15 protein-coding genes and 1 riboswitch are annotated in these 20,699 nt (G+C 71.4%); of the genes, 12 read left to right on the top strand and 3 right to left on the bottom strand.

The window, feature by feature from the left end:
* Positions 1-329 precede the first annotated feature (329 nt).
* The 3 genes from mfd to J8N05_RS02485 all read left to right on the top strand — a co-directional run bounded on the left by mfd (position 330) and on the right by J8N05_RS02485 (position 6,008).
* Positions 330-3,890 carry a transcription-repair coupling factor gene (gene mfd / locus J8N05_RS02495; protein ID WP_210880846.1) on the top strand — a complete coding sequence of 1,187 codons (3,561 nt, stop codon included), beginning with the start codon at positions 330-332 and terminating at the stop codon, positions 3,888-3,890.
* A gap of 501 nt (positions 3,891-4,391) precedes the next feature.
* Complete coding sequence (locus J8N05_RS02490; RefSeq protein WP_210880845.1) at positions 4,392-5,108, top strand: HNH endonuclease family protein; 717 nt, start codon at positions 4,392-4,394, stop codon at positions 5,106-5,108.
* A 156-nt stretch (positions 5,109-5,264) separates the two neighbouring features.
* Positions 5,265-6,008, top strand: a complete 744-nt coding sequence (locus J8N05_RS02485) for a GNAT family N-acetyltransferase (RefSeq protein WP_210880844.1) — start codon at positions 5,265-5,267, stop codon at positions 6,006-6,008.
* Positions 6,009-6,055: 47 nt separating this feature from the next.
* On the opposite strand, the gene J8N05_RS02480 is transcribed toward J8N05_RS02485, so the two are convergent.
* Complete coding sequence (locus J8N05_RS02480) at positions 6,056-6,802, bottom strand: hypothetical protein (protein ID WP_210880843.1); 747 nt, start codon at positions 6,800-6,802, stop codon at positions 6,056-6,058.
* Between the two features lie 56 nt (positions 6,803-6,858).
* On the bottom strand, positions 6,859-7,584 hold the full coding sequence (locus J8N05_RS02475; protein WP_210880842.1) for a hypothetical protein: 726 nt from the start codon (positions 7,582-7,584) through the stop codon (positions 6,859-6,861).
* 208 nt (positions 7,585-7,792) lie between these two features.
* Between J8N05_RS02475 and J8N05_RS02470 the strand changes: the two genes are divergently transcribed.
* From J8N05_RS02470 to J8N05_RS02450, 5 genes are all read left to right on the top strand, one after another.
* Positions 7,793-9,847, top strand: a complete 2,055-nt coding sequence (locus tag J8N05_RS02470) for an N-6 DNA methylase (protein ID WP_210880841.1) — start codon at positions 7,793-7,795, stop codon at positions 9,845-9,847.
* Between the two features lie 155 nt (positions 9,848-10,002).
* Positions 10,003-10,602 (top strand): hypothetical protein, encoded by a 600-nt coding sequence (locus tag J8N05_RS02465; RefSeq protein WP_210880840.1) that lies wholly within the window; start codon positions 10,003-10,005, stop codon positions 10,600-10,602.
* Positions 10,603-10,640: 38 nt separating this feature from the next.
* Positions 10,641-12,122, top strand: a complete 1,482-nt coding sequence (locus J8N05_RS02460) for a serine/threonine-protein kinase (protein WP_282108185.1) — start codon at positions 10,641-10,643, stop codon at positions 12,120-12,122.
* Between the two features lie 139 nt (positions 12,123-12,261).
* The gene (locus J8N05_RS02455) at positions 12,262-12,909 is read left to right on the top strand and encodes a SurA N-terminal domain-containing protein (RefSeq protein ID WP_210880838.1); all 648 of its coding nucleotides are present in this window, start codon (positions 12,262-12,264) and stop codon (positions 12,907-12,909) included.
* A gap of 49 nt (positions 12,910-12,958) precedes the next feature.
* Complete coding sequence (locus J8N05_RS02450) at positions 12,959-13,945, top strand: nucleoside triphosphate pyrophosphohydrolase (RefSeq protein WP_383940389.1); 987 nt, start codon at positions 12,959-12,961, stop codon at positions 13,943-13,945.
* Positions 13,946-14,054: 109 nt separating this feature from the next.
* Here the strand turns inward: J8N05_RS02450 and J8N05_RS02445 are convergent, their stop codons facing one another.
* Positions 14,055-15,275 carry a globin domain-containing protein gene (locus J8N05_RS02445; RefSeq protein WP_210880836.1) on the bottom strand — a complete coding sequence of 407 codons (1,221 nt, stop codon included), beginning with the start codon at positions 15,273-15,275 and terminating at the stop codon, positions 14,055-14,057.
* A gap of 171 nt (positions 15,276-15,446) precedes the next feature.
* On the opposite strand from J8N05_RS02445, the gene J8N05_RS02440 reads away from it, so the two are divergent.
* The 4 genes from J8N05_RS02440 (at position 15,447) to eno (ending at position 20,683) form a co-directional block, all read left to right on the top strand.
* Positions 15,447-16,742 carry a cytochrome P450 family protein gene (locus J8N05_RS02440; protein WP_210880835.1) on the top strand — a complete coding sequence of 432 codons (1,296 nt, stop codon included), beginning with the start codon at positions 15,447-15,449 and terminating at the stop codon, positions 16,740-16,742.
* Positions 16,743-16,960: 218 nt separating this feature from the next.
* Complete coding sequence (locus J8N05_RS02435; protein ID WP_210880834.1) at positions 16,961-17,860, top strand: LysM peptidoglycan-binding domain-containing protein; 900 nt, start codon at positions 16,961-16,963, stop codon at positions 17,858-17,860.
* A 218-nt stretch (positions 17,861-18,078) separates the two neighbouring features.
* Positions 18,079-18,248: riboswitch (cyclic di-AMP (ydaO/yuaA leader) on the top strand.
* A gap of 4 nt (positions 18,249-18,252) precedes the next feature.
* Positions 18,253-18,957 carry a LysM peptidoglycan-binding domain-containing protein gene (locus tag J8N05_RS02430; protein ID WP_210880833.1) on the top strand — a complete coding sequence of 235 codons (705 nt, stop codon included), beginning with the start codon at positions 18,253-18,255 and terminating at the stop codon, positions 18,955-18,957.
* A 439-nt stretch (positions 18,958-19,396) separates the two neighbouring features.
* Complete coding sequence (gene eno, locus J8N05_RS02425) at positions 19,397-20,683, top strand: phosphopyruvate hydratase (RefSeq protein WP_189769778.1); 1,287 nt, start codon at positions 19,397-19,399, stop codon at positions 20,681-20,683.
* Positions 20,684-20,699: the final 16 nt, after the last annotated feature.

Raw genomic sequence — 20,699 nt, 5'->3', positions numbered from 1 at the left:
GCGTCCACCACGGACGGGGGTCTTGGTGGGAGCCCGGTGGTGCGGGCCCGGTGGGGGTGGCCCCGAAAGATCGCGCAGTTCCCCGCGCCCCAGGTTCCTGGGGGCGCGGGGAACTGCGCGATGGGGGCGAGGGGGCGCAGCCCCCATGCAGTGACGGGGAGGGTAGGGGCGGCGGGGGCGAGGAAGCCCCCCTCTGTCCACAGGGGCGGGCGGGGAGCACCCCGGCGTCGTACCCTGGACACCCCCGGCCCGTCAGACGTGTCGGGTGCCTCGCGTTGCCCACCCCACCCACCCCCTCAGCTCCCCAGATCCTCGGACGGAACCCCTTCATGAGCCTGCACGGTCTGCTCGACGCCGTCGTCAAGGACGCCGCACTCACCGAAGCGGTGAAGGCCGCCGGCGACGGCAACCGCATGCACGTGGACCTGGTCGGCCCACCCGCCGCCAGGCCCTTCGCGGTGGCGGCCCTGGCCAGGGAGGCCGGCCGCACGGTCCTGGCGGTCACCGCCACCGGCCGCGAGGCCGAGGACCTGGCGGCGGCCCTGCGCTCACTGCTGCCGTCGGACAGCGTCGTGGAGTACCCGTCCTGGGAGACCCTGCCGCACGAGCGGCTGTCCCCCCGCAGCGACACCGTCGGCCGCAGGATCGCCGTCCTGCGCAGGCTCGCCCACCCGCGCCCCGACGACCCGGAGACCGGCCCCGTCTCCGTGGTGGTCGCCCCCGTGCGCTCGGTCCTCCAGCCCCAGGTCAAGGGCCTGGGCGACCTGGAACCCGTCGCCCTGCGGACCGGCCAGAGCGCCGACCTCGGCGACATCGTGAAGGGCCTGGCGGCAGCGGCGTACGCCCGGGTGGAGCTGGTGGAGAAGCGCGGCGAGTTCGCCGTACGCGGCGGGATCCTGGACGTCTTCCCGCCCACCGAGGAGCATCCGCTGCGCGTGGAGTTCTGGGGCGACGACGTCGAGGAGATCCGTTACTTCAAGGTCGCCGACCAGCGGTCCCTTGAGGTCGCCGAGCACGGACTGTGGGCGCCGCCCTGCCGCGAACTGCTGCTCACGGACGACGTACGGGCCAAGGCGGCGGCGCTGGCGGAGGAGCACCCCGAGCTGGGCGAGCTGCTCGGCAAGATCGCCGAGGGCATCGCGGTCGAGGGCATGGAATCCCTCGCTCCGGTCCTCGTCGACGACATGGAGCTGCTGATCGACGTCCTGCCCAAGGGCTCCATGGCCCTCGTGTGCGACCCCGAGCGGGTGCGTACGCGCGCCGCCGACCTGGTGGCGACCTCGCAGGAGTTCCTCCAGGCGTCCTGGGCGGCGACGGCGGGCGGCGGCGAGGCCCCCATCGACGTCGACGCGGCGTCCCTGTGGTCGATCGCGGACGTCCGGGAGCGGGCGCGCGAGCTGGACATGATGTGGTGGTCGGTGTCGCAGTTCGCGGCGGACGAGGCACTGACGGAGACGTTCGCGGACGCCGCCGCCGGTGACGCGGACACGCTGAAGCTCGGGATGCACGCCCCCGAGACCTACCGCGGCGACACCGCGAAGGCCCTCGCCGACACCAAGGGCTGGCTCGCGGACGGCTGGCGCACGGTGTTCGTCACCGAGGCGCACGGCCCGGCGGCCCGTACGGTCGAGGTGCTCGGCGGGGAGGGCATCGCGGCCCGCCTGGAGTCGGACCTCGGCGCGCTGGCCCCCTCGGTCGTGCAGGTGTCCTGCGGCTCGATCGACTACGGGTTCGTCGACCCGGCGCTCAGACTCGCCGTGCTCACCGAGACCGACCTCACCGGGCAGAAGGCTGCCGGCAAGGACGGCGCCCGGATGCCGGCCCGCCGCAGGAAGAGCATCGACCCGCTGACGCTGGAGACGGGCGACTACATCGTCCACGAGCAGCACGGCGTCGGCCGCTACATCGAGATGGTCCAGCGGACCGTGCAGAGCGCGACCCGCGAGTACCTGGTCGTCGAGTACGCGCCCGCCAAGCGCGGCCAGCCCGGCGACCGCCTCTACATCCCCACGGACCAGCTGGAACAGATCACCAAGTACGTGGGCGGCGAGGCGCCGACCATGCACCGCCTCGGCGGCGCCGACTGGACGAAGACCAAGGCGCGCGCCAAGAAGGCCGTCAAGGAGATCGCGGCGGACCTGATCAGGCTGTACTCGGCCCGGATGGCGGCCCCCGGCCACGCCTTCGGCGCCGACACGCCCTGGCAGCGCGAACTGGAGGACGCGTTCCCGTACACCGAGACGCCCGACCAGCTCACGACCATCGCCGAGGTCAAGGACGACATGGAGAAGACGGTCCCGATGGACCGGCTGATCTGCGGCGACGTCGGTTACGGCAAGACGGAGATCGCGGTCCGCGCGGCCTTCAAGGCGGTCCAGGACGGCAAGCAGGTCGCCGTCCTCGTGCCCACCACCCTGCTGGTGCAGCAGCACTTCGGGACGTTCAGCGAGCGCTACTCGCAGTTCCCCGTCAACGTACGGGCCCTGTCGCGCTTCCAGTCCGACACCGAGGCGAAGGCCACCCTGGAGGGGCTGCGGGAGGGCTCCGTGGACGTCGTCATCGGCACGCACCGGCTGTTCTCCTCGGAGACCAAGTTCAAGGACCTGGGACTGGTCGTCGTCGACGAGGAGCAGCGGTTCGGCGTCGAGCACAAGGAGCAGCTGAAGAAGCTGCGCGCGAACGTGGACGTACTGACCATGTCCGCCACCCCGATCCCGCGCACCCTGGAGATGGCGGTGACGGGCATCCGTGAGATGTCGACGATCACCACTCCGCCGGAGGAGCGGCACCCGGTCCTGACCTTCGTCGGCCCCTACGAGCAGAAGCAGATCGGCGCCGCCGTGCGCAGGGAGCTGCTGCGGGAGGGCCAGGTCTTCTACATCCACAACCGCGTCGAGTCGATCGACCGGGCCGCGGCCCGGCTGCGCGAGATCGTGCCGGAGGCGCGGATCGCCACCGCCCACGGCCAGATGACCGAACAGGCCCTGGAGCAGGTCGTCGTCGACTTCTGGGAGAAGAAGTTCGACGTCCTCGTCTCCACGACCATCGTCGAGTCGGGCATCGACATCTCGAACGCGAACACGCTGATCGTGGAGCGCGGCGACAACTTCGGCCTCTCGCAACTGCACCAGCTGCGCGGCCGGGTGGGGCGAGGCCGCGAGCGCGGTTACGCCTACTTCCTCTACCCCCCGGAGAAGCCGCTCACGGAGACGGCGCACGAACGCCTCGCGACCATCGCCCAGCACACGGAGATGGGCGCGGGCATGTACGTGGCCATGAAGGACCTGGAGATCCGCGGCGCCGGAAACCTGCTGGGCGGCGAGCAGTCGGGCCACATCGCCGGCGTCGGTTTCGACCTGTACGTACGCATGGTGGGCGAGGCGGTCGCCGACTACCGCGCCTCCATGGAGGGCGGGGTCGTCGAGGAGGCGCCGCTGGAGGTCAAGATCGAGCTCCCGGTCGACGCGCACGTCCCGCACGACTACGCGCCGGGCGAGCGGCTGCGCCTGCAGGCCTACCGCGCGATCGCCTCGGTCAACTCCGAGGACGACATCAAGGCCGTACGCGAGGAACTCGTCGACCGGTACGGGAAGCTGCCCGAGCCGGTGGAGAACCTGCTCCTGGTGGCCGGACTGCGGATGCTCGCGCGCGCGTGCGGAGTGGGCGAGGTCGTCCTCCAGGGCAACAACATCCGGTTCGCCCCGGTGGAGTTGCGGGAGTCGCAGGAACTACGGCTCCAGCGCCTGTACCCGGGCACCGTCGTCAAGCCGTCCGCCCACCAGGTTCTGGTCCCGCGCCCGAAGACGGCGAAGGTCGGCGGCAAGCCGCTGGTCGGGCGGGAGCTGCTGGGGTGGACGGGGGAGTTCTTGGCTTCGATCCTGGGGTCGTAGGGGGAGGTTGCGGGCTGCGGCCCGGGTGGGCCGCGGGCCTGTGGCGCTGGTGCGCCGGTGTCACGTGGACTTGAAGAGCAGCCCCGTCAGAGCGTGGAACACCTCCTCCGGGTCCTGGCCGCCCACCGGGCAGTTCAGATTGTGGCTCAGGAGGAGCGTCGCGAAGCCGCCGCCTGGCCCGTCGCGCGGCCGAGTCCGTCGACCCGGCCGGGCGGCCCCTCGCCGCCGCCAGCGCCGAGTTGCGCCGTCGGAGACGACGCTGGGGATCGGAAAGGTGTGAGGGGCGTGATCCGGGACAGCCGGTCTCCGGGGGTCGAGGACGCCTCACCGCGGACCGGGGGCGTCTCACCACCTCCGTCACGCCGGTTGTGCGCCACTTGCTCACCAAAGTCACCATACGTACCTTTCGCGCCGTTCTCTCCCAACCTCCGGGCCAGTACGGTGAGATGACGGAAGACCGCCCCTCGGGGCGGGCAGGGAAAGCAAGAAGAAGGAGCGCCCGTGACGTTCTGGACCAGGACCGCAGGTGCCGCGGTTCTGCTGCTCGCCGCGACCGGCTGCACCGCGGAGACGACCGGTGCCGCCGGACCTCAGGAGCCGGCCGGCGCGGGCGGAGCGGCCCTCACCGCGGTCGACTCACTGACCGTCAAGGGGAGGGCGCCCAAGACGGGGTACGACCGGGACAAGTTCGGCACCCCCTGGGCGGACACCGATTCGAACGGCTGCGACACCCGCGACGACATCCTCAAACGGGACTTGAAGGAGGTGAAGTTCAGCGACGGCGACTGCAGCGTGAAATCGGGGACGCTCTCCCCCGACCCGTACACCGACAAGGACGTCACCTTCGTGCGCGGCGGGCGCAGCGAGGTCGACATAGACCATCTCGTCGCCCTGTCGGACGCCTGGCAGAAGGGTGCCGGCAAGTGGGACGCGAGCAAGCGGATAGCGCTGGCCAACGACCCGCTGAACCTCCTCGCCGTCGACGCCGGACGCAACCGCAGCAAGGGCGACGGGGACACCGCGACCTGGCTCCCGCCGCACAAGGCGTACCGCTGCACGTACGTGGCCGGTCAGGTGGCCGTGAAGAAGAAGTACGAACTGTGGGTCACCGACGCGGAGAAGGCCGCGATGAAGAAGGTGCTGTCCTCCTGCCCGGGGCAGAAGCTCCCCACGGGTGGCACGTCGACGCAGGCGCCGAGCCGGTTCCACGCCGACTGACGGCAGGCTCGCGGCGGGCTGACGAGGAGTCGCAGAGGGGCTGCGGCAGGGCTCCGGGGCGGGCTTCGCGTCGGCTCCACGCGGGCCCCGGGCCGGGCGGTTCCGTGCCGGAAAAGCGGTTTCACCGGGGCCGGTGCGGTGCCTACCGTGTCCGGCATGGTGCTGAGAATCGCGAGCCTCGCCGAGCGTCCGGAGATGTACGACGCGGTGACGGGGATGGCCGACACCTGGCCGGAGTTCATCCGCAACGACCTCGTCGGCAACGCGCACTACGGCCGGATCGCCAGGGAACTGCCGGAGTACGTGCTGTTCGCCGAGGACGAGGGCGGCGAAGTGGTCGCGCACGCCTACAGCGTGCCGTTCGCCCTAGGGGACGAGGGGCCGGGCGCGCTGCCGGCCCGGGGCTGGGACGAGGTGCTGGTACGGGCGTTCGGGGATCTGCGCCAGGGCGTCGCACCCGACACCGTGAGCGCCATCTCGATCGTCGTCGCCCCGCACGCCCAGGGCACCGGCCTGTCGGCGCGGATGCTCTCGGCGATGCGCGACAACGCCCGGGCCAAGGGCTTCGGCGAGGTCGTCGCACCGGTGCGGCCGAGCGCGAAGCACCGGGAACCGTGGACGGCGATGGAGGAGTACGCGTTCCGGACGCGTGAGGACGGGCTGCCGCACGACCCGTGGCTGCGGGTCCACGTCCGGGCGGGCGGGCGCATCGAGGCGGTGGCACCGGCGTCGATGACCGTCGCCGCGTCGCTGGACGAGTGGCGGGAGTGGACGGGGCTGCCGTTCGACAAGGAGGGCCGCGTCGCGGTGCCCGGCGCGCTGGTGCCGGTGCACTGCGAGCCGGCGCTCGGGTACGCGGTGTACGTCGAGCCCAACGTATGGGTGCGGCACGCCCTTTGAGACGCGCCCCCCCGTGGGCGCGCCTCGCCGGGATCCCGCGACGACCGTCAGCCGCCCAGCGCGTCCAGGTCGAGGATCTTGCCCTTGGGGGTCTCGGCGGGGACAGGCGTGTCGAAGTCGCTGAAGATGACCGTGCCCGGGTCCTTGGCGGACTTGTTGACGACCTTCAGCAGGTAGGGCTTGCCCTCGGTGGCGACGAACAGCGTGGAGGTGTCCTTGCCGTCCTTCTCGTGCAGGACGATCGCCGGGGCGCCGTCGACCGTGGTGGCCTTGCCGCGGGTGGCGTCGGAGCTGACGTCCTCGAAGTCCGCGAGGACGGTGCCGAGGTCGCAGAAGCCGGCGATGTCCTTGGCGTCCGAGCCCTTCGCGGACATCTTGGTCCACTTGCCGGCCAGCATCGCCACCACCTGGTCGGTCTCCTCCTTCGGCGCGTCCTCGTCCTGGGCGCGGAGGAACTTCTCGTCGTACTTCATGTAGAGGGTGTCGCCGGTCTTCATGAGCTGGGCCTCGCCCTGGCCGTCGGCGCTCATCGTGCCGGCGCACCGGCCCTTCTTGTCGAGGGCCATGTCGAGGTCGATACGGCTGCCGTCGTCGTCCAGGATGTCGCCCTTCATGCGCAGCGACGAGGCGTTCGAGGTCGCCTTCACGGCCCGGTCGGCGATCTCGCCCCCGGTCAGCCCGGCGAACGGGCCCTTCGGCTTGCTGTCGGCCTTGTCCTCGCCGGGCAGACAGCCGGTGAGCGAGGCGGTGGCCGCGGCGGCGAGACAGAGGGCGGCAAGTGCGGTGCGACGCATGACGGTTTCCTTCGAGATCGAGGTGGAACGGTGGTGGGGCAGGGGAGGGCGGGGCGTCAGCCCGTCTTCTTCCAGTCCTTGCAGCCCGAGGTCTTGAAGTACGCGTCCCCGGCGGCGACGGTCACGACGGCCGAGCCGGACACGTTGTCGTTCGCGATGATCGACTCCATCGAGTGGGAGGAGTCCTTGGTCCGCTCCCAGTAGCAGAGGTCGTCCGTGTTGCCCGCGGACCTGTAGGTGCCGGGGGCGATGTCGGCGCCCACTCTGTGCATCCCGCCGTCGCCCTTGATCAGCTTGGCCGGCGTGCCGGAGGTCTTCGCGTCCACGGCCTCCCAGTCCTTGCAGCCGCTCGACTTGAAGAGCTTGTCGGTCTTCAGGATCGTCACGTAGCTGGCGCCGCTGACGTTGTCGTTGGCGAGGATCGAGTCCATCTCGCCCGAGGCGTCCTTGGAGCGCTCCCAGTAGCAGAGGCCGTCGGCGTTGCCGGTGGTCCGGTAGGTGCCGGGCTGTACGTCGGTGCCGACCTGGAAGTCGCCGTCCCCCTCGAACGCCGCCTTCTTCTCGGCGCCCGCCGCCTTGCCGGCCTTGGTGTCGCTCTTGGTGTCGGCGTCCGAACCGGCGTCGTCCCCGGCCTTCTTGCCGGACTCGCGCCCGGCGGCGGCCGTGGAGTCCTTGCCGCTCCCGGAACCGCCGTCGCCGTCGTCGCCCGCGTTCGCCGACACCGCGCCGATGACGACGACGCCCACGACGACCCCCAGCGCGATCTTTCCCTTGGCGCCCATGACAGTCCCCTCCCCAGAGGCTGACGACCGCCGTAACCCGGCGGCCGTTCATCCGATGGGTCAATCACAGCAGAGCTTGTGAACCGAGTCAACATGGTTCACGGAGATGGTTGTGTACACGGGCGTGAATGGGTAGACCTTGCCTGCGTCGCTATGATCGGCGCCACACACCAGACGGGCGTCACACCGGACGAGGGGAGCCGAGCGGGTGCAGGAGAACGGGACAGAGGTCACCGCGGCCGGGATCGCCCGGCTCGCCGGAGTCGGCCGCGCCGCCGTCAGCAACTGGCGCCGCCGGCACGCCGACTTCCCCAAGCCCGTCGGCGGCACCGAGACCAGCCCCTCCTTCGCGCTCGCCGAGATCGAGGACTGGCTGCGCGCCCAGGGCAAGCTGGCCGAGGTCCCCCTGCGCGAGCGCGTCTGGCAGCAGGTCGCCGGACACCCGCAGGGCCCGGTCACCGCACTGATCCACGTCGGCTGCGCGTTGCTGCTCGTGCACGACCGGCCCACGGTCTGGCTGGAGGTGAGCGCCGGCTCCGACGCCCGCCTCGCCGAACTGCTGCCCGCCCCCCTCGACCAGGTCCTCACCCCGCGCTTCGGCGCGATCCGCAAACGGGCCGTCGCCACACCGACCGCCGACCGACTGCGGCCGTCCGCACCCCTGTTGCGCGCCGCCGCCGAACTCGCCGCCGAACTGGACGCGCGCAAGGCGTACGAGTTCCTGCTCGGCAGGCACCTCGACGCGAACCCCCGCCAGTACACGCTCACACCGCCCGGCCTCGCCGCCCTGATGGCCGACCTCGCCGGACCGGCCACCACCGTCCTCGACCCGGCCTGCGGCACCGGAGCCCTGCTGCGCGCGGTGGCGACCGCCCACGGCACGTCCGCCACCGAGGAGCAGCACCTCGACGGCCAGGACAGCGCACCCGAACTGGCCGCCCTGACGGCGCTGCGCCTCGCCCTCCACACCCGCGCGGTCGTCCGCACCGCCGCCGCCGACACCCTGCGCGAGGACGCGTTCGACAGCCTCCGGGCCGACGCCGTCGTCTGCCACCCGCCGTTCAACGAGCGCAACTGGGGGCACGACGAGCTGGCCTACGACCCCCGCTGGGAGTACGGCTTCCCGGCCCGTACCGAGTCGGAACTGGCCTGGGTGCAGCACGCGTTGGCCCGCCTCAGGGAAGGCGGCGTCGCCGTCCTGCTGATGCCGCCCGCCGCCGCCTCCCGCCGCTCCGGCCGCCGTATCCGCGCCGATCTGCTGCGCCGCGGCGCCCTGCGCGCGGTGATCGCCCTGCCGCCGGGCGCGGCACCCCCGTACAACCTCCCCCTGCATCTGTGGGTGCTGCGCAAGCCCGCCGTCGGCTCGCAGGCCGCGCAGCCCGAGGTGCTCCTCGCCGACACGGGTGTGTACACCGCGGACAGCCGGGGCGGCCTCGACTGGCAGGCCGTGCGCACCGCCGTCCTCGACGCCTGGCGTCCCTTCGACCGGACCGGCACCGTGCCGGAGCAGCCGGGCCTCAGCCGCTGCGTGCCGGTCATCGAACTCCTCGACGACGACGTCGACCTGGCCCCGGCCCGCCATCTGCCGCCCTCCGCGGCCGGCGGCGGCGCGGAGCGACTGGCCGACGTGCGCGACAGCCTGGGCGAGACCCTCCGGCTGACCGACCGCCTCACCCCGCCCCCCGCCGCGCCGCGCCCGCCCGTCCGCTGGCCGCTCACCACGATCGGTGAACTCGCGCGCGGGGGCGCGCTCCAGCTGCGTACGGGAGGCAGCGGCGGGCACGCGCGCGTGCCCGTCCTCACCGACCATGACGTCCTGGCCGGCACGGCACCGTCCGGGACGCTGCCCGAGAGCGACGAGGAGGCCGTGCTCACCGAGGCGGGGGACGTGGTCGTGCCCGTGCTCGGCGGCGGCTCCATCGCGCGCGTGGTCGACGGGGCGACCGCGGGGGCGGCCCTCGGCCGCAACCTCGCGCTGCTGCGGCCCGACCCGGCCGCGCTCGACCCGTGGTTCCTCGCCGGTTTCCTGCGGGGCACCGCCAACAACCGCCAGGCCAGCAGCTACGCGTCCACCGCGACCCGGCTCGACGTACGCCGCCTCCAACTGCCCCGGCTGCCCCTGGCGCAGCAGCGTGTCTACGGCGAACGGTTCCGCGCGCTCGCCGAGTTCGAGGAGACGCTGCGGCTCGCGGGACGCCTCGGGGAGCAGCTGGTCCGCGGCATGTACGACGGTCTGACGGACGGCACGGTCGAGCCCGGCTGAGGCCCGTGGGACGGACGCGGTGACCAGCACGACAACGGTTCGGTACAACCCTGGACCAGTTGTCCTTGTCGGCCTATACGCTCGGACTCCGCACTTGTACGTCCATACTTCCGCCCGTACTTCCGTCCGTCCCCATCAGGCCTCCAGGAGCAACCATGCAAGGCCACGGCCAGACGCAGCCGGTGAAGCCACCCCCCTCGACCGGGGTGCTGGTCTCCCTGCGCGTGTTCTTCGTGGTGATCTCCGTGTGCAGCTTCGGCCTTCTCGGCTGGGTGCTGATGCTGCGTCTGGCGCTCGTGACCCGTAAATCGCTCGACTGGGGCCTGTTGGTGGCCACCTTCTCGGCCGAGATGCTCGGTTTCGTGCTGATCGGCACCGAGCCCGGCGAGGAGATCCACACCACGGGAGCCTGGACGGGCCTGGCCCTGCTCCTGGGTTCCCTCGTCCCCGTGATCTCGTACTACCTCGCGGCGGAGATCCGCCACTTCCACGCGCTCGGCTACGCGTACCAGGCGTTCGCCGCGCACCGGCCCCCGGCGCACGCGTACGGCTACCCGCAGCCCCAGCCGCCGTACACCGCCGGGACCGGTCCGCACACGCCGGTGCCGCGGATGGCCCCGATACCCGGGCCCCCGTCCGCCACGCCGACCCCGGCCCCGCCGCCGCAGCGCCCCGCGCCCGCCCGTATCGACCAGGTGCGCGCCGAGCTCGACGAGCTGAGCGACTACCTCCGCAAGCACGAGGACGGCAGGTGACCGTGGCGTCGGGACGGGTGATCACCGGCCGCTACGAACTGTCCACGCTCATCGGACAGGGCGGCATGGGCCAGGTGTGGACGGCCTACGACCAGCGTCTGGACCGGCGCGTCGCCGTCAAACTGCTGCGGCCCGACAAGGTCGCCGGCCAGGAGGCCGACGAACTGCGCCGCCGCTTCGTGCGCGAGTGCCGCGTCACCGCACAGGTCGACCACCCCGGCCTGGTCACGGTCCACGACGCGGGCAGCGAGGGCGAGGAGCTGTTCCTCGTCATGCAGTACGTCGACGGGGCCGACCTCTCCGACCACCTCGCCGAGCACGACCCCTACCCCTGGCAGTGGGCCGTCTCGGTCGCCGCGCAACTGTGCGCCGTGCTCTCCGCCGTGCACGCCGTGCCGATCGTCCACCGCGACCTCAAACCGCGGAACGTGATGATCAAGCAGGACGGCACGGTCACCGTCCTCGACCTCGGCGTTGCGTCCGTGATGGACACCGACACCACCCGCCTCACGCACACCGGCTCGCCCATCGGATCGCCCGCCTACATGGCCCCCGAGCAGGCGATGGGCGGCGCGGTCGGCCCGTACACCGATCTGTACGCGCTCGGGGTGCTGCTGCACGAACTCCTCAGCGGGGACGTGCCGTTCTCGGGATCGACGGCCCTCGGCGTGCTGCACCGCCACCTCTACGAGCCGCCCCTGCCGGTCCGCCGGCTGCGCCCCGAGGTGCCCGAGGCGCTCGAAGCCCTCGTCCTGCGGCTGCTCTCCAAGGACCCGCAGCACCGCCCGGACTCCGCGCAGGAGACGTACGAGCAGTTGTTGCCGCTGCTCCCCGCGCGCGGGATCCCGTCCGGCGGACCGCTCGACCCCACCCGCCCCTTTCTGCGTCCGCACGCCCCCTGGCCGGACCGCGCCCGCACCCCGGCTCCGCAGCCGCAGGCCGCGCCCGCCGTCGAGAAACCCGATGTCGCGGGGGCCGTCGACGAGGTCAAGCGGCTCCTCGGCGAGGGCCGCATCACCCAGGCCGTCGACATCCTCGGCCAGATCCTCCCCGCCGCGGCCGCCCAGCACGGCGAGCACTCACCGGTCGTGCGCACCCTGCGCAAGCAGTACGCGGCCACGCTGATGGACGACGGCCAGTACCGCCGCGCCCTGCCCGAACTGCGCCGCCTCGCCGACGAACGGGCCACCGAGGCGGGCCAGGCCGACCCGCAGTCCCTGCGCTTCCGCTACGAGGCCGCCCAGTGCCTCGAACAGCTCGGCGAACCGGCGGCGGCCCTCGCCGAGTACCGCGCGCTGCTGCCGTACTACGAGAACCAGTACGTCGCCCAGGACGCCGAACTCTCCTTCGAGGTGCGCCGCCGCATCGGCCATCTGCTCCTCGCCCTCGGCGACCGGGCCGCCGCCCACGACACGCTGGCCCGGCTCCAGTACGACGTCGAACGGCTGCGGGGCCCCGGCCATCCGCTCGTCGGCGACATCGGCCGGACCCTCCAGTGGCTGGGACAGGTCCGCGGCTGAACCACGCGCGCGTGGGACGGTGCCCGAAGTCCTGGCGAATCGTTGAGTCGAATGGGTGGCCGAGAGCCGGTCCCCTGCCTAACATCGATCACCGCAAGACTTTGTGCACCGTCGCACAATCTCCTACAGGAGGTTTTCCTTGCACCGCCGCCGTCGCACCGCGTTCCTCCTCACCGCCGCGCTCACCGTCGCGGCCCCCCTCCTGACCGCCTGTGGCAGCGACGCGCATCCCGGTGCCGCGGCCGTCGTCGGCGACGACCGCATCACGGTCTCCCAGCTGGAGAACCGGGTGAACGAGGTACGGACCGCGCAGCGGGCCGCCACCACCGGCGAGGCGCAGTACGAGCAGGCCATCTCCAAGTCCGGCGGCCTCACCCGCGACACCCTGCACGGCATGGTCCTCGACCGGGTGCTGCACCGGGCCGCCGACGACGCGGGCGTGAGCGTCTCCCGCAAGGAGATCCAGGAGGCCCGCACCGGCCTGGAACAGCAGGCCGGCGGCGCGAAGGCCCTGGAAGTGAGCTGGCTCCAGCAGTACGGAGTGCCGCCGGAGCGGCTCGACGACAACCTCCGCGTCCAGATCGAGGCCCAGAAGCTCGCCGCCGCGCTCGGCACGGACACCAGCCAGCCGGCCTTCTGGAAGGCGCTGTCCGAGGCCTCCAAGAAGCTGGACGTCGACCTGAACCCCCGGTACGGCAGCTGGGACGTCGAGAAGAGCAGCCGCGTCGACGCCAAACTCCCGTGGGTGCGCGACATCACGGCGGCGGCGAGCCAGAAGACGGCGTAGCCGTCCCGGATCCACCCCGTCCACAGGGCGTGACCTCGATGTCGGTGGCGTGGGTTACGTTCGGGGGGTGAACGCATCCAGCCCCGGGCGCATCGTCCTGCTCACCACCAGCCACCGTGTCGCGCCCGGACTCCTGTCCTGGCCCGCCTGGCAGGCGCTGCACGGCGCCGACCGTGTCCTGTGCGCGGACGGCGCCCACCCGCAGCTGCCGTATCTGCGCGAGGCGGGCATCCGGGTCGAGGAAGCCGCGCCCGGCGCCCAGGAGCTCGTCGACGCCTGCGCCGGAGGGCGCACGGTCACCGTCGTCGCCACCGGCGAGGGCGAACCGCGCCTGACCGACGGCCTGGCCCGGCTGGCCGGCACGGGACGCGTCCCGATGCCCGACCTCGAACTGCTCCCCGCCTCGTACGACCTCCCGGGCGCCCGCCTCCTCGACCTCGTCCAGGTGATGGACCGCATCCGCCTCGAATGCCCCTGGTCCTCGCAGCAGACCCACAAGGGCCTCGCCAAGTACGGCATCGAGGAGGCGTACGAACTCGTCGAGGCGATCGAGGAGGGCGACCGGCACGAGCTGCGCGAGGAGCTCGGCGACGTCCTGCTCCAGGTCGTCTTCCACTCCCGGATCGCCGAGGAGGGCAGCCCGGAGGACGGCTCGGAGCCCTTCTCCATCGACGACGTCGCGGCCGGCATCGTCACCAAGCTGATCCACCGCCACCCGCACGTGTTCGGCGACGAGACCGCCTCCACACCCGAGGAGGTCAAGGAGCACTGGCTGCGCACCAAGGCCGAGGAGAAGCAGCGGACGTCGGTCACGGAGGGCGTCCCGCTGGGCCAGCCCGCCCTCGCGCTGGCCGCGAAACTGGCCTCCCGCGCGCGCACGGCCGGCCTGGACACCCCCCTGCCCCAGGGCGAGGGCATCGGCTACGAACTCCTGGCCCTGGCAGCCCAGGCGGAGAAGTCCGGCGTGGACCCGGAAGCAGCCCTCAGAGCAGCGGCCCGCTCCTACCGGGACGCCATACGAGCAACAGAGTCCTGACAGTCCCTTTCCAACCCCCTCCAGGTCAGCGCCCCAAAGGGGCGCGGGGAACTGCGCGACCAGCCCCCACCGGACCCGCAGACAACACACCACCACCCCCAGCGGAGCGTCACCGCGGCTGGGGCCGCCGCAGCAGCCACGCTCCGGGCCCAAGGGCCCGACACCCGTCCGGGTCCCGTTCCGGCCCGGTGGTCGGGAGTTCGTCACAAAAGACCCGCCCCGGCTCCGCCCCGAGCCCGGGAAGCACGGAGGAGATCCCCGCGACAAGCCCCGGCGGCCCCGCCAGATACACATCGTGCCGCGCCCAGTTCGCCCGGTTCCCCAGCGCCGTCAGCAGCCGCTCCGTGGCCTGGGCCTTCGGCCGCCCCGGCGCGGGCGTGACCACGGTGACGTCCAGCCAGGGCAGCCGCGTACGCAGCCCGTCGAGCACGGCCCGGTCGTAGAGGTACGCGACATCGCGGGCGACGACGAAGAGCCGGGCCTCGTCGTACGCGCAGGGCGCCCGCCCCAGTTGCTCCAGCAGCGCCTTCACCGGCGCCCACCCGGTACCGGCCGCGATGAAGGTGAGGGGCCGCTCCACGGGTGTACGGAGGGTCAGCCGGCCACCCGGCGCGCCGAGTCGCAGGACGTCGCCCTCCCGGGTGCGGCGGACCAGTTCGGGCGACAGGGCGCCGCCCGGGACGAGGCTGACGTGCAGATCGAGCGTGCCGTCGCAGCGGGGCGCGTTGGCGACGGAGTACGGACGCCAGACGCCCGGGGCCCGCGGACTGCCGACGCTCACGTACTGGCCCGGCAGATGGGGCAGGGGCCGGTCCGGACGGAGCGTCAGCACGGCGAGATCGTCCCCGCCCCCGGTGCTCCCGGGCAGCCCGGTGCGGCCGACGACCTCGGCGTCCCACCAGGACGGCTGCCCCTGGCTCTCCGACTCGCCCGCGCCCTCCAGCATGGCCTCCGTGACCAGCGCGTACGCCTCGCCCCAGGCCTTCTCCACCTCCGCGTTCCACGCCGACCCGGACACGGCGGCGAACGCGGCGAGCAGGCTGTCTCCCACGGCCGTGTAGTGCTCGGGGCGCGCCAGGTACTTGCGGTGGTCGCGCCCCAGCTCCCGCAGGTAGTCGTGCAGTCCCGGCCCCTCCAGGCGGGCGACGACGAGCGCCAGGGCGGTGAACAGCCGGTCCCGCTGGCGTTCCTTGTCCTCGGGGGAGTCCAGCGGGAACAGGGCGCGGACATCGGGGTGGTGCCAGAAGAGATGCGAGTAGAAGTACCTGAGCGCGAACTCGGCCCGTCTTTCGACGACCGCGAAACTGGTCCGGAGTATCTCGGGGTCCACGCCCGCGAATGTAGATAGCCGGAGAGCCGGACAGTCAAGAGGGAGAACATTTCGGGACAGCCTGGCGTCAAAGGCGTAAGGCGGTCGCATTCGCGACCGGCGGGGGAGCGCGGGCGTGAGCCGTCAGGACGCCGGGCGGGCCCGGACCGCCCCTCCCGATACCGTCGAGGAGTGACCGAAACGCCTGCACAGCCGCCCGCGCCGACCACGGGGCAGCCCGTCCCCGAACTCTTCAGCTGGGAGTTCGCCACCGATCCCTACCCGGCGTACGCCTGGCTCCGTGAGCACGCTCCCGTGCATCGGACGAAGCTGCCCAGCGGGGTGGAGGCATGGCTCGTCACCCGTTACGCGGATGCCAAGCAGGCCCTCGCCGACTGCCGGCTGAGCAAGAACCCCGCCCATCACGACGAGCCCGCACACGCGAAGGGCAAGACCGGCATTCCGGGCGAGCGCAAGGCCGAGCTGATGACGCACCTGCTCAACATCGACCCGCCGGACCACACCCGGCTGCGGCGGCTCGTCAGCAAGGCGTTCACGCCCCGGCGGGTGGCCGAATTCGGCTCCCGGGTCCAGGAGCTGACGGACCGGCTGATCGACGGGTTCGCCGAGAAGGGGGAGGCGGACCTCATCCACGACTTCGCCTTCCCGCTCCCCATCTACGCCATCTGCGACCTCCTCGGCGTCCCGCGCGAGGACCAGGACGACTTCCGCGACTGGGCCGGGATGATGATCCGGCACGGCGGCGGCCCCAGGGGCGGTGTCGCCCGGTCGGTCAAGAAGATGCGCGGCTACCTCGCCGAGCTGATCCACCGCAAGCGCCAGGAACTCACCGACGTACCCGCCCCGGGCGAGGACCTGATCTCCGGCCTCATCCGGGCCTCCGACCACGGCGAGCACCTCAGCGAGAACGAGGCCGCGGCGATGGCCTTCATCCTCCTGTTCGCCGGTTTCGAGACAACCGTGAACCTCATCGGGAACGGCACCTACGCCCTGCTCACCCATCCCGGCCAACGGCGGCGGCTGCAGGACTCCCTAGCGGCCGGCCGCACGGATCTGCTCGCGACCGGCGTGGAGGAACTGCTCCGCTACGACGGGCCCGTGGAGCTGGCCACCTGGCGGTTCGCCACCGAACCGCTCAGCGTCGGCGGGCAGGACATCGCCGCCGGTGACCCCGTGCTCGTCGTGCTCGCGGCGGCCGACCGCGACCCCGACCGGTTCGAGAACCCGGACACGCTCGACCTCTCCCGCCGTGACAACCAACACCTCGGTTACGGCCACGGCATCCACTACTGCCTCGGCGCGCCCCTCGCCCGGCTGGAGGGCCAGACCGCGCTGGCCACGCTGCTGACCCGGCTGCCCGACCTGCAACTCGCGGGGGATTCAGCCGATTTGAGGTGGCGCGGCGGGCTCATCATGCGTGGATTGCGCACGCTTCCGGTGGAGTTCACCCCGGTCGCGAAGTCTTGACGGAAGTGCCGACGGCGGTAGCACCGAAGGCGACGGAAGGTGAGACTCCGTCAACTCTGTGATCTTCACGTTATCTACGCTGCACCGACTTGTGACAAGAGTTCGAGTGCCGCTACCTTCACCCATCAATGCGGCAGGTCCGCCCGTCGCAGCAGTCACGAGCACGGCTTTCCGCTGTGTCCGTGCGTATTCCTTGCTGTCACGCGAAAGGCAATCGCATGCTCTCCGGGAACGGCCGTCATCGGCGCCCCCGTCAGGCTCCGGCGCTCCTCGTCGCCGCCGGCGTGGCCGGATCGGCCATCGCGATCCCCCTGCTCGGTGCGAGCGGCGCGAGTGCCGCCAGCGGTACGACCTGGGACGCGGTCGCCGAGTGCGAGAGCGGTGGCTCCTGGAGCGCCGACACGGGCAACGGGCTCTACGGCGGACTCCAGATGAGCCAGGAGACCTGGGAGCAGAACGGTGGCCTCGACTACGCCCCGAGCGCCGACCAGGCCAGCCGTTCGCAGCAGATAGCCGTCGCCGAGAAGATCCTCGCGGACCAGGGGACGGGCGCCTGGGTGACCTGCGGTCTCGTCGCCGGTCTGACGCAGGACTCCGACTCCGCCGGCGTCGACACGGGCCTCGCCGAGGACTCCGCGACCCCGTCGGCCGACGCGGACGCGACGAAGGAGAGCGACAGCGCGAAGTCCGACTCGTCCACGGACAGCGGCTCGAAGTCCGACGACTCCGCCTCGGAGTCACAGAGAACGGACAGCTCGTCCGCGGACACCAAGGCGAAGGGTGACGACTCGGACAAGTCGTCCCAGAACGACGACGCTTCGGCCGACGCGGCCGCGGACAGCTCCGGCCGTCACCGGGGCGGCAGCGCCGAAGAGGTCGACATGGCCCCCCGCGCGGACGACTACGCCGGCCGGCACGCCTCGCGCAGCGACAGCACCTCGCGCGTCCTCGCCGACGAGGGCTCGTACGCGGTCCGTTCCGGGGACAGTCTCTCCAGCATCGCCGACTCCCTTGGCATCGACGGCGGGTGGAGCGAGCTCTATGCCGCGAACAAGGACAGCATCGGCTCCGACCCGGACTTCATCATCCCCGGTCAGCGCCTCGCGGTCGACGGCTGACCGGCACCGAGCAAGTAGTGATCAAGGCGCCGAATCGGGCGAAAAGCAGCGGTAGTTCGCGTTGAATGTCCGATTTGGCGAATTGAGACATGGATCTCAACACCCCTGATCGTCTTTGAATTTCGGCGCGGCCCGTGTTTACGGTCGTGACCGCTCGCCATTGGTGAGCCCCGACGGTCGCACGCCGAATCCTGCCAACGGCCGTACGGGAACAGTCGTCGCGTAAAGCGCCGTAGGCAGGAGCGGGGGACCCAGGTAAGTGCCGGACCCGGTCGTCATGGCCGGGCACGGCTTGGGGTTAAGCCGCGTGACAGCAGTGTCGCGCGGCCGGGCAACTCACTCGGCCCGAACCCGACAGCTCACCTCGCAGGCGTCGGTGAGGGGATCACTTCATGCTGCTTTCGAGCAAGGGCAAGCACCGTCGCCCGTCCAAGGCCACCCGCATCGCCACGCTGGCCGGTGTCACCACCGCCGCCGTCGCCGTCCCGCTGATGGGCGCCACGGGAGCCTCCGCCGCCACCGCGTCCGAGTGGGACGCCGTCGCCCAGTGTGAGTCCGGCGGCAACTGGTCGATCAACACCGGCAACGGCTACTACGGCGGCCTGCAGTTCTCGTCCTCCACCTGGGCCGCGTACGGCGGCAGCTCGTACGCCTCCACCGCCGACCAGGCGTCCAAGTCCCAGCAGATAGCCGTCGCCGAGAAGGTGCTCGCGAGCCAGGGCAAGGGTGCCTGGCCGAGCTGCGGCGTGGGCCTGTCCGGCGCCTCGACCGGTGGCTCCACCGCCCCGTCGGGCTCCGGCGACTCCAGCGGCTCCAACCAGAGCACCACGCAGCCGCAGCAGAACTCGCAGTCCTCCGAGGAGCGCGCCTCGCGTTCGCAGGAGCGTCCCGCGACGAAGAAGACCGTCGAGACCCCGACCGGCAAGAAGGTCAAGAAGGGCGACGGCGAGTACAAGGTCGTCAAGGGCGACACCCTCAGCGAGATCGCCGACAAGAAGAACGTCAAGGGCGGCTGGGCGAAGCTGTACAAGCTCAACGACGACATCGTCGACGACGCCGACTTCATCTTCCCGGGTCAGCAGCTGCACCTCAGCTGACGGCGGCCGCACCACGGCCGGCCCGCCGCCGGCGCTCGCGTCCCCACGTGGGCGGTTGTGGACATCACCTCCGGTCGAGGCACTGGCCGCTCGGCCTCGACCGGACGTCCGGTCCACATCCGAATCGCGACTGAACCACAGCGCCCTCACATCCGTGTCCTTCATAGTGGAGGTCTCGTGAGGGTCACCCCCGTCCCCCACGGGCTCCCCGCTCCGGTGCGTGTTCCCCCGTACGCACCGGGGCGGGGCTTTTTTGTGCCCGATCTTTTCGTCCGTGTCTTTGTTCCGTTCGGAAACAATTTCCTCTCGGTTCTGTCCAGGGGGCGGTCGAGGGCTGGCCGATCCCCGGCAGCCGGTTAGGCTCATCCCGCGGGGCCACCAGGCCTGCGCGCAACCGGGCCTCCGGCCCGGCACAGCTTGTGTCACATCCCAGAAGGAGATGCTCGTGCCGTCCATCGACGTCGTCGTAGCCCGGGAAATCCTGGACTCCCGAGGCAACCCCACGGTCGAGGTCGAGGTCGGCCTCGACGACGGCAGCACGGGTCGTGCCGCCGTTCCGTCCGGCGCCTCCACCGGTGCCTTCGAAGCAGTCGAGCTCCGTGACGGAGACCCCAACCGCTACCTCGGCAAGGGTGTCGAGAAGGCCGTCCTCGCCGTCATCGAGCAGATCGGTCCGGAGCTCGTCGGCTACGACGCCACCGAGCAGCGCCTCATCGACCAGGCGATGATCGACCTGGACGCCACCGACAACAAGGGCTCGCTCGGCGCCAACGCCATCCTCGGCGTCTCCCTCGCCGTCGCGCACGCCGCCTCCGAGGCCAGCGACCTGCCGCTCTTCCGCTACCTCGGCGGACCGAACGCGCACCTGCTGCCCGTCCCGATGATGAACATCCTGAACGGCGGGTCGCACGCCGACTCGAACGTCGACATCCAGGAGTTCATGATCGCCCCGATCGGCGCGGAGTCCTTCTCCGAGGCCGTGCGCTGGGGCGCCGAGGTCTACCACACCCTCAAGAAGGTCCTGAAGAGCCGCGGCCTGTCCACCGGCCTCGGCGACGAGGGCGGCTTCGCCCCGAACCTCGGCTCCAACCGCGAGGCACTCGACCTCATCGTCGAGGCCATCAAGGAAGCCGGCTACACCCCCGGCGAGCAGGTCGCCCTCGCGCTCGACGTCGCCGCGTCCGAGTTCTACAAGGACGGCAAGTACGAGTTCGAGGGCAAGTCCCGCTCGGCCGCCGAGATGACCGAGTACTACGAGGAGCTCGTCTCCGCGTACCCGCTGGTCTCCATCGAGGACCCGCTGTACGAGGACGACTGGGCCGGCTGGAACGTCATCACCGAGAAGCTGGGCTCCAAGGTCCAGATCGTCGGCGACGACCTCTTCGTCACCAACCCCGAGCGCCTCGCCCGCGGCATCGAGGAGGGCTCCGCCAACGCCCTGCTGGTCAAGGTCAACCAGATCGGTTCGCTGACCGAGACCCTCGACGCCGTCGAGATGGCCCAGCGCAACGGCTTCAAGTGCATGATGTCCCACCGCTCCGGCGAGACCGAGGACGTCACCATCGCCGACCTCGCCGTCGCGGTGAACTGCGGCCAGATCAAGACCGGCGCCCCGGCCCGCTCGGACCGCGTCGCCAAGTACAACCAGCTGCTGCGCATCGAGGAGATCCTCGACGACGCCGCGGTGTACGCGGGCCGCTCGGCCTTCCCCCGCTTCAAGGGCTGAACGCCCTCGTAGGCAG

The sequence above is a fragment of the Streptomyces liliiviolaceus genome, assembly GCF_018070025.1.
Lineage (GTDB): Bacteria > Actinomycetota > Actinomycetes > Streptomycetales > Streptomycetaceae > Streptomyces > Streptomyces liliiviolaceus.
Note: the sequence above shows the minus strand (reverse complement) of the source record. Positions and strands in the feature narration are given on the sequence as shown.